The 11,556-nt window shown below is 45.0% G+C and carries 10 protein-coding genes; all 10 read left to right on the forward strand.

The window, feature by feature from the left end; translation table 11 throughout:
* The coding region (locus tag AS29_RS05180; protein WP_035406691.1) for a group II intron maturase-specific domain-containing protein at window positions 1-384 on the forward strand (384 nt) is incomplete at its 5' end.
* Between the two features lie 1,576 nt (window positions 385-1,960).
* Window positions 1,961-2,422: a CtsR family transcriptional regulator gene (locus tag AS29_RS05190; RefSeq protein ID WP_035406697.1), complete on the forward strand. Its 462-nt coding sequence runs from the start codon at window positions 1,961-1,963 to the stop codon at window positions 2,420-2,422.
* A 21-nt stretch (window positions 2,423-2,443) separates the two neighbouring features.
* A complete protein-coding gene (locus tag AS29_RS05195; protein ID WP_035406700.1) occupies window positions 2,444-2,995 on the forward strand; it encodes a UvrB/UvrC motif-containing protein in 552 nt (183 codons plus the stop codon).
* 1 nt (window position 2,996) lies between these two features.
* Window positions 2,997-4,070 carry a protein arginine kinase gene (locus AS29_RS05200; RefSeq protein ID WP_035406704.1) on the forward strand — a complete coding sequence of 358 codons (1,074 nt, stop codon included), beginning with the start codon at window positions 2,997-2,999 and terminating at the stop codon, window positions 4,068-4,070.
* Between the two features lie 5 nt (window positions 4,071-4,075).
* Window positions 4,076-6,514: an ATP-dependent protease ATP-binding subunit ClpC gene (clpC, locus tag AS29_RS05205; protein WP_035406707.1), complete on the forward strand. Its 2,439-nt coding sequence runs from the start codon at window positions 4,076-4,078 to the stop codon at window positions 6,512-6,514.
* A 69-nt stretch (window positions 6,515-6,583) separates the two neighbouring features.
* Window positions 6,584-7,966, forward strand: coding sequence for a DNA repair protein RadA (radA, locus tag AS29_RS05210; protein ID WP_035406710.1), 1,383 nt, complete (start codon window positions 6,584-6,586; stop codon window positions 7,964-7,966).
* Window positions 7,967-7,971: 5 nt separating this feature from the next.
* Window positions 7,972-9,039, forward strand: a complete 1,068-nt coding sequence (gene disA, locus AS29_RS05215) for a DNA integrity scanning diadenylate cyclase DisA (RefSeq protein ID WP_035406713.1) — start codon at window positions 7,972-7,974, stop codon at window positions 9,037-9,039.
* 152 nt (window positions 9,040-9,191) lie between these two features.
* Window positions 9,192-10,289 carry a PIN/TRAM domain-containing protein gene (locus AS29_RS05220; RefSeq protein WP_035406715.1) on the forward strand — a complete coding sequence of 366 codons (1,098 nt, stop codon included), beginning with the start codon at window positions 9,192-9,194 and terminating at the stop codon, window positions 10,287-10,289.
* Between the two features lie 15 nt (window positions 10,290-10,304).
* Entirely contained in the window at window positions 10,305-11,018 is a 714-nt protein-coding gene (ispD, locus tag AS29_RS05225) for a 2-C-methyl-D-erythritol 4-phosphate cytidylyltransferase (RefSeq protein ID WP_051860640.1), read from the forward strand.
* A complete protein-coding gene (ispF, locus tag AS29_RS05230) occupies window positions 10,993-11,469 on the forward strand; it encodes a 2-C-methyl-D-erythritol 2,4-cyclodiphosphate synthase (RefSeq protein ID WP_035406718.1) in 477 nt (158 codons plus the stop codon). The genes ispD and ispF overlap by 26 nt, the downstream gene beginning before the upstream one ends.
* Window positions 11,470-11,556: the final 87 nt, after the last annotated feature.

Genomic DNA, 11,556 nt, shown 5'->3' on the forward strand with positions numbered 1-11,556 from the left:
AAAAGGAGACTTGAGGAAAAGCTGAAGAGACTGACCAACCGAAATTGGGGAGTCTCTATGAAGTACCGTATTCTCAAAATCAACCAACTCATCCAAGGCTGGGGTAATTACTTCAAAGTGGCAGACTGCAAGAAATTTGCGGAGGAAACAGACAGCCATATTAGAAGGAGGCTACGCGCATGCCGGTGGAAAGAGTGGAAGATAATCAGAACCAAAAGCCGGAACCTAATGAAATTGGGGATAAAGAAAGGAAAGGCATGGGAAGTAGCTAACTCCCGTAAGGGATATTGGCGGAATTCTAAGAACCCCATTCTCCACAAAGCCCTTCCTAACAAGTACTGGAATCAACTTGGATTAAAACAATTAACGATTGTGGTTTCATAAACTTTCGAACCGCCGTATACGGATCCGTACGTACGGTGGTGTGAGAGGTCGGGGGTTAATCACCCCCTCCTACTCGATTGGGATTTGGGGTTGAGGGATACGCTTGGGATAGAGGGAGAAAGACGGGGTGGCGGATACGTAATTCGGGATACGCCAAGAGTAGAGGGAAGGAGAAGGAGGCGGAATACTCGATTCAGTTGAACTTAGTATTTATTAGTAGCTTAATGTTTGGCTGGACTTAGTTTTAACAGAGTGAGACTGGCGGACCGTACTGGATGATGCTGGCTGGGGAAGAGGATCCAACGAATTGAGGCGGCTGCGATCTCTGTCGAACCCTCCCGAAAAGTCGATATCCGCTTATTTTAGTCGATATATCGAAATAATCGTCGATATATTAAAATTTTGGACGATATATCAAAATAATCGCCGATATATCCAAATTTCGGTCGATATCCGCTCCAGAATAGCCGATATCTTGCCACCTCCCCCCTTCCCGCACCAGAAACAAGCGTATACCTTTCCATCCTCATAGCCATTTTCCTCCCACCGAGTCTTTTTGCCAACCATTTCAGCAATTTCGAGCAAAAACAGGCGAGTTTTAATAAAAAATTCATTCTCACCCTTATCAACTCCTCAAGCCGGAGGTACCTGGCAGGCTCAAAGTACTCCCGATAGCATTAAACCACCAACTCGAAAAATCAACATCCACCCAATTTACTTCCCCAAAACCCATCTCCATCCTCCAACATCAGAAAACCCCGGCCGCCACCCCCTCAAACTATAATTCATTCCCTAACCCAAGCCTTCTATCTGTGACTCAAAATTCCCTCTCTCAAAAAGGATATGCCACTAGAATGATTTTTTAAGAATAAAAGTTTGAAGGTGCAGATTAATGGAAACCATGATGGATATTATCCTATCTGAAGAATTTACGATGATGATCCCAATTATATTTACAGCTGTCAAATTCAATTTTTTTGTTGCAGTATGTGAATTGAAAGGGTATCGGCAAGTTTTAGAACTCATTTAATTGTTGGTATGGTTGCATGTTTGCTGATGCTGCTTGCTCTTCACGGTTTTTAAAGTATTTGGAAATTCCCCAATACTCTGTTCGATCATTCTCGGTTTCCACCCTGTGTCTTAACTGAATTGGCTATTAGCAGCAGGAAACCAGTGTCCCATGAACTGCCTTGGACTTGTGATAAGGGCCGGGATGTATAGGCTTGCCTGTTTTACAGCCTTTGTTGTCAGGATGAGCCTTTCTTTACTGAATCGTGTGCAATGAAGTTTTAATAAAAAGCAGGAAAGGGAAAGAATGAAAATAAGGTGCACCCGGAGGAAAGTCTGGGGGAAGTGCTTAGGGCACTGGATCACAATGACTTGGCTGTGTATAAGATGAGCATAAACAATCCCGGCACTTATCAAAATGAACCGGCTTATTCCCTAGAGTGTTGAAAAAGGGATGATTGGATCTGTAAAGGAAAGCTTCCTCGAATGAAATAGTTGAAAAAAAAGCGAGTACGTCATATATTTATATTAGTCAAATATAGTCAAAGTCAAGTGAGGAGGAGGCTTGATGAGAAACATTTCGGATATTATCGAGCAGTATTTAAAGCAGGTTCTCGATATGAGTGAAGAGGAAATCGTCGAACTGAAGAGAAGCGAGATTGCCGATAAGTTCCAGTGTGTGCCCTCTCAGATTAATTACGTGATTAATACCCGCTTTACTGTCGAACGGGGATATATGGTTGAAAGCAAGCGCGGGGGCGGAGGCTATATTAGGATTATTAAAGTTCAATCCAATGATAAGGCCCACCTTCTGGATCAGATTTTGGAGCTTGCGGGGGACCGGATTTCCCAGGCATCTGCTGAGGATATTGTTATTAGGCTGACAGCAGAGCAGGTCATTACTCCGCGTGAAGCGAAAATCATGATAAGTGTGATGGATCGTTCAGTGCTTTATGTAGATTTGCCTTTAAGAGACGAATTACGGTCACGAATGTTAAAGGCAATGCTGACGTCCCTTAAATATAAATAATCGTAAGGCAGGTGATCCTCATTGATTTGTCAGGAGTGCCACGAAAGACCGGCAACGTTTCATTTCACCAAAGTAGTGAATGGTGAAAAGGCAGAAGTGCATATTTGTGAACATTGTGCGAAAGAGAATAGTAATATGATGGTATTCGGAAGCGACGGCGGCTTTTCAATCAATTCCCTTTTATCAGGACTTCTGAATTTTGAAACAAAGCTTGGGAAGTCTGATGCATCCTCGATGTATCGGGCAGAGGAAGTTCGCCAATGCCCCCGCTGCAAGATGACGTTCCGAGAGTTCGGGAAGGCTGGCCGATTCGGATGTCCGGATTGCTATCGGACTTTTAAAAGTGAAATTACGCCTATTTTAAGAAAGGTTCATAGCGGCAACACTGCTCATGGAGGCAAAATTCCGAAGCGCATTGGAGGCAGCATTCATCTCCAAAAGAAAATGGAAGAGCTGAAGAAGCAGATGCAGCATCACATTTCACAAGAGGAGTTTGAAAAAGCAGCCGAGCTCAGGGACGAAATTAAAGCGATCGTCAGAGAAATGAATGCCGATAGAGGGGAGGAGGCTTAAGATGTCATTGCAGGATTTTATGAACAATGCAATGAGTGCGTGGATGAGCCAGGAAGGTCCGGACTCAGATATCGTATTGAGCAGCAGAGTGAGACTTGCCCGGAACATTGAGCAGTTCCGCTTTCCAACCTTAGCATCAGAAGAAGAATTCCAGAACATTCTTACGCTTTTTGAAGAACAGTTTTCAAATCAGACGTTCCCAGATATCGGATCCTTCGTTCTGCTGAAAATGAGTGAGCTCGAGCCCGTGCAAAAAAGGGTATTGGTGGAGAAGCATTTGATTAGTCCGAGTCTGGCAGAGGATTCCGCTTTCTCCGGATGTCTGCTTTCTGTTAATGAAGAAGTGAGTATCATGGTGAATGAAGAGGATCACATTCGAATACAATGTTTGTTCCCGGGTCTTCAGGTAAAAGAGGCCCTTGAAGTGGCAGGCAGGCTGGATGACTGGATTGAAAAAGAGGTAGATTATGCTTTTGATGAGAATCGAGGCTATCTGACAAGCTGTCCGACGAACGTAGGTACCGGGATGAGAGCTTCTGTTATGATGCATCTTCCTGCCCTCACTTTGACAAAGCAAATGAACCGGATTGTCCCGGCAATTAATCAGCTTGGTCTGGTTGTTAGAGGAATTTACGGGGAAGGCAGCGAAGCTTTAGGTAACCTGTTTCAAATTTCAAACCAGATCACGCTCGGGAAGTCGGAAGAGGATATAGCGGAGGATCTTCTCAGCGTTGTGCAGCAATTAATTGCCCAGGAACGTTCGGCAAGGGAAGCGGTGCTTCAGGCATCCAAAATCCAGCTCGAGGATCGCATTTACCGTTCGTATGGCATTCTTTCCAACAGCAGAATTATTGAATCGAAAGAAACAGCCAGATGTTTATCCGATGTTAGATTGGGAATTGATTTAGGACTAATACAAAACGTTTCCAAAAATATTTTAAATGAATTGATGATTTTAACACAGCCGGGTTTTCTGCAGCAGTATTCCGGTACTGGGCTGACACCGGATGAGCGGGATATCCGCAGAGCGGCATTAATTCGTGAACGTTTAAAAATGGAGATAGATGGAGGCTGATAGGTATGATGTTCGGCAGATTTACAGAGAGAGCGCAAAAAGTACTGGCACTGGCTCAAGAAGAAGCCGTTAGACTGGGACATAACAATATTGGAACAGAACATATCCTTCTTGGTCTTGTACGCGAAGGAGAAGGAATTGCTGCAAAAGCTTTGAATGCTCTTGGATTGGGTTCAGAGAAAATTCAAAAAGAAGTGGAAAGTCTGATTGGCAGAGGCCAGGATATTTCACAGACGATCCATTACACTCCGCGTGCTAAAAAGGTTATTGAGCTTTCAATGGATGAAGCGCGCAAGCTTGGCCATTCCTATGTAGGAACAGAGCACATCCTTCTTGGGCTAATCCGCGAAGGTGAAGGAGTAGCAGCTCGAGTACTTAATAATCTGGGTGTAAGTTTAAACAAAGCAAGGCAGCAGGTTCTTCAGCTGCTCGGAAGCAATGAGTCCTCTTCCGGCCATCCGGGCGGGGGAATGGCGAATGCCAATACACCGACTTTAGACAGTCTGGCACGCGATTTAACGGTGATTGCACGTGAAGGAAGCCTAGATCCGGTTATCGGACGCGGGAAGGAAATTCAGCGTGTTATTGAGGTGCTAAGCCGCAGAACGAAGAACAACCCTGTCCTTATCGGAGAACCGGGTGTAGGTAAAACCGCAATTGCTGAAGGTCTTGCCCAGCAAATCGTTCAAAATGAAGTGCCGGAAATTCTTCGGGATAAGCGGGTCATGACACTTGATATGGGTACGGTTGTTGCCGGAACGAAATACCGCGGGGAGTTTGAAGACCGCCTGAAAAAAGTGATGGATGAGATCCGTCAGGCAGGCAATATCATTCTTTTCATTGATGAGCTTCATACACTGATCGGTGCAGGCGGAGCAGAGGGCGCGATTGATGCATCCAATATTCTGAAGCCGTCCCTTGCACGCGGCGAGCTTCAGTGCATCGGTGCTACGACTCTTGATGAATACCGTAAATATATAGAAAAAGATGCAGCACTTGAGAGACGCTTTCAGCCTATTACAGTTGACGAACCGACTGTAGCGGAAAGCATTCAAATCCTGAGCGGCCTTCGCGACCGCTATGAAGCGCATCACCGTGTTTCCATCACAGATGAAGCGATTGATGCGGCCGTTAAGCTTTCGGACCGTTATATCTCGGACCGCTTCCTGCCGGATAAAGCAATCGATTTAATCGATGAAGCGGGTTCTAAAGTGAGACTGCGTTCCTTCACTACACCTCCTAATTTGAAAGAATTAGAGATGAAGCTTGAGGAAGTAAGAAAAGAAAAGGATGCAGCCGTACAGAGCCAGGAATTCGAAAAGGCAGCTTCTTTAAGGGATACAGAGCAAAGACTTCGTGAACAGCTGGATGAAACGAAGAAAACGTGGAAAGAAAAGCAAGGCCAGGAAAATTCAGAAGTCACGGTTGAGGATATTGCAATGGTCGTATCCAACTGGACAGGAGTTCCTGTATCACGCCTTGCCCAGACTGAAACAGATAAGCTTCTGAACATGGAACAGCTTCTGCACTCCCGTGTAATCGGCCAGGATGAAGCTGTAGTGGCAGTAGCCAAGGCTGTCCGCAGGGCGAGAGCCGGCTTGAAGGATCCTAAGCGTCCAATTGGATCATTCGTTTTCCTTGGACCAACAGGTGTAGGTAAAACAGAGCTTGCACGTGCTCTTGCAGAATCTATTTTTGGCGACGAGGATGCCATGATCCGCATTGATATGTCGGAATACATGGAGAAGCATTCAACCTCCCGTCTGGTAGGTTCTCCTCCTGGATATGTAGGGTATGAAGAAGGCGGCCAGCTGACAGAGAAGGTTCGTCGCAAGCCTTATTCCGTTGTCCTTCTGGATGAGATTGAAAAGGCCCATCCGGACGTCTTTAACATCCTGCTTCAAGTTCTTGAGGACGGCCGCTTGACGGATTCAAAAGGAAGAACGGTCGATTTCAGAAATACTATTCTGATCATGACATCCAACGTAGGAGCAAGCGAACTGAAACGCAATAAATATGTCGGCTTCAACGTTCAGGATGAAAATCAGAACTACAAAGACATGAAGGGTAAAGTTATGGGCGAGCTGAAAAAAGCGTTCCGTCCTGAATTCATTAACCGGATTGACGAGATTATCGTGTTCCACTCCCTGGAGAAAAAACACTTAAAAGAAATCGTTACGCTTATGTCCAGTCAGCTTACAAAACGTCTAGCTGAACAGGATCTGTCCCTGTCGCTTACAGACGCTGCCATTGAGAAAATCACAGAGGAAGGCGTAGACCTTGAGTATGGGGCGAGACCTCTTCGCAGAGCGATTCAGAAGCATGTAGAGGACCGTCTATCTGAAGAATTGCTCAAAGGCAATATTGATAAGGGCCAAAGCATTACGCTGGACGTAGAAGGCAATGATTTTGTGGTAAAACAGGCAGAAAAATTAAATCAATAGCATGTTGAAGCAGAGGCATACATTTTATTCCGTATGCCTCGCTTTCTTTATAAAAAGAGAGGTTGGACTATGGCAAAAACGAAAACGAAATTTATGTGCCAGTCATGCGGCTATGAGTCTGCGAAATGGATGGGGAAATGTCCCGGATGCGGCGCATGGAATACGATGAACGAAGAAACGTTTAAAACAGGTACGGGAACAGGCTCCAGAAGAACCGCCTTTCAGCATTCCGCTCAGACCGCTCAAAAGGCTTCTCCCATAACAAAAATCGAAACATCATCAGAACCGCGCATTATGACAAAAATGAAGGAATTAAACCGGGTCCTGGGCAACGGAATTGTAAAGGGTTCTCTTGTTTTGATTGGGGGAGATCCCGGTATAGGGAAATCCACTTTGCTGCTGCAAGTATCCTCGCAGCTTGCTGATTTGGGTAACCGTGTGCTTTATATATCAGGAGAGGAATCGGTTAAACAGACAAAGCTTCGGGCTGACCGTCTTGATGTTTCATCAGATGAGCTTCTCGTTTTGGCTGAAACTGACATGGAATTTATCACGAAAGCCATTGATGAATCCGAGCCGGCTTTTGTCGTGATTGATTCCATCCAAACTGTGTATCAGAGTGAGATCACCTCTGCACCCGGAAGTGTTTCACAGGTAAGGGAATGTACCGCAGAATTAATGAGAATTGCAAAGACGAAGGGAATTGCGATTTTTATTGTAGGCCACGTTACAAAGGAAGGCTCCATAGCGGGTCCGCGTCTGCTTGAGCATATGGTGGATGCGGTTCTGTATTTTGAAGGCGAACGCCATCATACATACCGGATTCTCCGTGCCGTAAAAAATCGTTTCGGGTCCACAAATGAGATGGGAATTTTTGAAATGAAGGAAGCAGGTCTAGCTGAAGTGCTGAATCCATCGGAAATATTCCTTGAGGAAAGGTCAAAAGGGGCTGCCGGTTCAACAGTTGTTGCATCGATGGAAGGAACGAGGCCTGTCCTCGTCGAAATACAAGCATTAATCTCTCCCACAAGTTTTGGAAATCCGAGAAGAATGGCAACGGGCATTGATCATAACCGGGTGCCTCTTTTGATGGCGGTTCTTGAAAAGCGCGTGGGTCTGCTTCTTCAAAACCAGGATGCCTATTTAAAAGTAGCGGGCGGAGTTAAGCTGGATGAACCGGCTATCGATCTTGCTGTTTCAGTAAGCATTGCTTCGAGCTTCCGTGATGTGCCGACCAATCCGATGGATATCATTATCGGCGAAGTCGGTTTGACCGGTGAGGTGAGAAGAGTCTCGAGAATTGAACAAAGAGTTCAGGAGGCAGCAAAGCTTGGCTTTAAACGGGTGATTCTGCCGGAAGCCAATATTGGAGGCTGGACGCCGCCGCCTGGCATTAAAATTATTGGAGTTAAAAGCGTAGCGGAAGCCTTGCAGCATTCACTGGGGGGATGATCAGCATGTTGGATAAGCAGAAATCTGCCAGATATTTAAAAGATATTTTGAGATTCATAGCTCCGGGAACACCAATCCGCGAGGGAATTGAGAATGTGCTCAGAGCCAAAACCGGCGGATTGATTGTGCTGGGATACAATGAAAAAGTAAAGGATCTTGTGGATGGCGGTTTTTATATTCATTCTCCATTTTCTCCTGCTCATTTGTACGAGCTCGCGAAAATGGACGGCTCTATCATCTTAAGTGACTCAGGACAAAAGATTCTTTTTGCCAATGCACAGCTCGTCCCTGATTCGTCGATTCCATCATCTGAGACTGGCATGAGGCACAGGACGGCAGAACGGGTAGCTAAGCAGTCTGGCTGCCTGGTAATTGCGATATCCCAGCGCAGAAATGTCATCACCCTTTATCATGGGGAGCATAAATACTCTCTTCGGGACATAGGAGTCATTTTAGTGAAAGCCAATCAGGCAATCCAAACTCTTGAGAAATATAAAACGGTTTTCGATCAATCGATTGCAAGCCTGAATGCACTGGAGTTTGAAGAGCTTGTGACCTATGGAGAAGTGCTGCATGTTCTCCACCGGATTGAGATGGTGCTGCGGATCAAAAACGAAATTATTACGTATGTGAATGAGCTTGGGACAGAGGGCCGTCTGATCCGCCTTCAGATGAGTGAGCTTGTTACGGATATTGAGGGCGAAACGATGCTGCTTATTAAGGACTACAGCTTGAACCGTCTTCAGGATCCCCGCTCCGTTCTTAAACAGCTTCAGGAACTGGCGAATTTTGATTTACTGGAAGACTCTGTGCTTTTCAAGCTGCTTGGCCATCCTCACTATACGAACACGGAGGAGCAGATTTTGCCGAGAGGCTATCGGATTCTCAGCAAGATTCAGCGGCTGCCGCCATCCATTATTGACAATCTTGTGACAAAATTTCTCAATCTGAAACTTATCTTTCACGCATCCGTAGAACAGTTGGATGAGGTGGAGGGCATAGGTGAAATAAGAGCGAGAAAAATAAAAGAAGGCCTGAAAAGGATGCAGCAGCAGTCTTTGATTGACCGATGAGGTTTCTAATGGCTTAAAAAAGGGTATAACTATTTTGTTTAACCAAATGAAATGTCAGTCTATTTTCATTCTTATTACAAATTTTGAAAATATGACGGCTGAACGTTTTAATTCTTGTATTCTGTTTATAATGGTTAAAAGGAGGTGAAGGTATGTTACAGCGAATCGTTCAAATCTTCTTTCTGATTACAGGAGGAGTATTGGGAATCTTTTTTATGCCCGCATTGCTAAAACTTATGAATCTACAGGACATACCTTTTTTAAATACACCGTATACACTAGCGATTTTAGGAGCCGTCATTTTCTTTCTGGCAACTTTCTGGCTTGTGGATTACGCTGTTAATTGGATTAAGAAGTGGGAAGAGTCCCTTGTAAAAGCTCCGGTAACAGATGTACTTTTCGGAAGTCTCGGATTGGTTTTTGGACTCATAATTGCTTTTCTTCTTGTTAATGTTATTCCGTTTAAAGATATTCCGTATCTGTTCAGCACGATCATTCCTGTTTTTCTTACCCTGCTGTTGGGCTACCTCGGATTTCAGGTAGGATTTAAGAAGAAGGATGAACTGATTGGCCTATTCTCATTGCCAGGACGCATTAATAAGAAAAAGGGTACGAATGAAGATGAAACAGAGTATGAGGATAAGAAGCTGAAAATCCTCGATACAAGCGTTATTATTGATGGCAGGATTGCAGATATCTGCCAGACTGGTTTCCTTGAAGGCACCATTGTCATCCCGCAGTTTGTTCTGGGAGAGCTTCAGCATATTGCTGATTCATCCGATGTGCTGAAAAGAAACAGAGGCCGCAGGGGTCTTGATATTTTAAACCGCATTCAAAAAGAATTGGCTATCAAAGTTGAGATTTACGAAGGCGATTTTGAAGAGATTCAGGAAGTGGACAGCAAGCTTGTAAAATTGGCTAAGCTGACTTCCGGTGTTGTCGTAACCAATGATTTTAACTTGAATAAAGTCTGTGAGCTTCAAAATGTAGCTGTATTTAACATTAATGATCTGGCTAATGCTGTGAAGCCGGTTGTTCTTCCGGGTGAAGAGATGAAGGTGCAGGTCATTAAAGACGGGAAAGAACACAACCAGGGTGTAGCTTATTTGGATGATGGAACAATGATTGTCGTAGAAGACGGCCGCAATTACATCGGCAAGCACATCGATGTGCTTGTAACGTCTGTATTGCAGACTTCTGCGGGACGAATGATTTTTGCTAAACCAAAGCTTCTTGAAAAAGCGCTTTAAGTAAGGAGAAACGAAATGAACTATGAAGTCGTTATCCCGGCTGCGGGACAAGGCAAGCGAATGAATGCGGGAAAGAATAAGCAATTTATCGAGCTTGAAGGCAAGCCGGTCATTGCGCATACACTAACCGTTTTTGAAGCAGACCCTTCCTGTACGGGAATCATCCTCGTGATCAACGAGGCAGAGCGGGACGAATTCATGGACATGATTGAGCGCTATTCCTTTTCCAAAATTAAAAAGATGGCAGGCGGCGGTGCCGAGCGTCAAGAGAGTGTATACAATGGGCTAAAGCATGCATCGGAACCGATTGTTTTCATTCATGACGGCGCCAGACCCTTCATCGAGTATCCGGTCCTGCAGGAACTTGCAGCAACAGCTGAGCGGGAGGGTGCGGCGACACTTGCCGTACCTGTTAAAGATACGATTAAGCGGGTGGAAAAGGGAGAAGTGCTGGAAACAGTTGAACGATCAAGCTTGTGGGCGGTGCAAACCCCACAGGCTTTTCGTCTTTCTGAAATCCTTCATGCCCATAAAGATGCCGAGCTGCATCATTATCAAGGAACAGATGATGCCAGTCTAATCGAAAGACTGCAGCAGAAAGTACATGTTATAACAGGGTCCTATGCAAACCTGAAACTGACTACACCGGAAGATCTGCTTATTGCAGAGGCGATCCTTAAACAAAGAAAAGGGGAAATAAATCATGATACGAATCGGACAGGGATTTGACGTTCACCAGCTTACAGAGGGCCGGCCATTAATTATCGGAGGAATCGAAATTCCCTATGAAAAAGGACTGCTTGGACATTCTGATGCAGATGTTCTGCTTCACACAGTTGCGGATGCTGTCCTCGGCGCAATTGGCGAAGGCGATATCGGCAGACATTTTCCGGATACAGATCCTGAATTTAAAGATGCGGACTCGGCGAAGCTGCTTCAGCATGTATGGAATCTTGTAAAAGAGAAAGGCTATAAACTCGGAAATGCGGACTGCACGATCATCGCTCAAAAACCAAAAATGGCTCCATACATCGCTCAGATGAGGGAAAGAATTGCTTTTCTTCTGGAAGCAGACCCTTCCCAAGTGAATGTGAAGGCAACAACTACAGAAAAACTCGGATTCACCGGACGCCAGGAAGGAATTGCGGCACAGGCTGCCGTCCTGCTTATCAAGGAATAATCCGCTTTGTGCGGCATTCCAAATAATGATAAGATAAGGGTATTCATTGCGATTTTAGACATTATTGTGAAACACAATAAGGGATCT

Source organism: Bacillus sp. SJS, from assembly GCF_000732485.2.
Taxonomy (GTDB): Bacteria; Bacillota; Bacilli; order Bacillales; family Bacillaceae; genus Metabacillus_B; species Metabacillus_B sediminis.